At 76.3% G+C, this 561-nt stretch carries 1 protein-coding gene; it reads left to right on the top strand.

Going from position 1 to position 561, the window contains the following annotated elements; genetic code table 11:
* A partial coding sequence (gene ftsL, locus PFX91_RS23075) for a cell division protein FtsL (protein WP_285735234.1) occupies window positions 1-399 on the top strand: 399 nt, incomplete at its 5' end.
* Between the last annotated feature and the right edge of the window lie 162 nt (window positions 400-561).

The raw sequence follows: 561 nt of genomic DNA, 5'->3' as shown, positions 1-561 counted from the left end.
GCCCGCGGCGGGAAGGGCACCACGAGGCCCGCGCCCCCCGGGCGCACGGCCACGACGCCGCCGGCGGCGCGCTCGCGCACCAGGGCGGGCGCGCAGACGCGGGCGCCGCGTATCCCTTTCGTCCTGCTCATCCTGGGTCTGCTCGGCGGCGCGCTGGTCAGCCTGCTCGTGCTGCGCAGTGTCGTGGCCGAGGAGGCGTTCGCCATCTCCAACCTCCAGACCGAGAACAGGGAGCTCTCCTACACGGAGCAGCAACTGCGCAGCACCGTCGCTCACCTGGAGACGTCGGAGCGCATCGCCCGGGAGGCCGAGGAGATGGGCATGGAGCCGGGGGAGGCCCCGCTCTTCTTGGACCCCGACAGCGGTGAGGTCCGCGGAAGCGCCGGGAGCGGGGAGTGAGCACACCCAGAGATCGACGCCCCCGAGACCCACGCCGCCCCGGAGCGACCGGCCGTGCGGGCTCTCGGCCCGGCAAACGCCCCCGGCGCGGACCGCGCCGCCCCGAGGCCGGTGCACGCCCGCGCCCCTCGGCACGCGCCCAGACCAGGGGCCCGCGTGAGG

It is taken from the genome of Nocardiopsis sp. ATB16-24 (assembly GCF_030271535.1).
Classification (GTDB): Bacteria; Actinomycetota; Actinomycetes; order Streptosporangiales; family Streptosporangiaceae; genus Nocardiopsis.
Note: the sequence above shows the minus strand (reverse complement) of the source record. Positions and strands in the feature narration are given on the sequence as shown.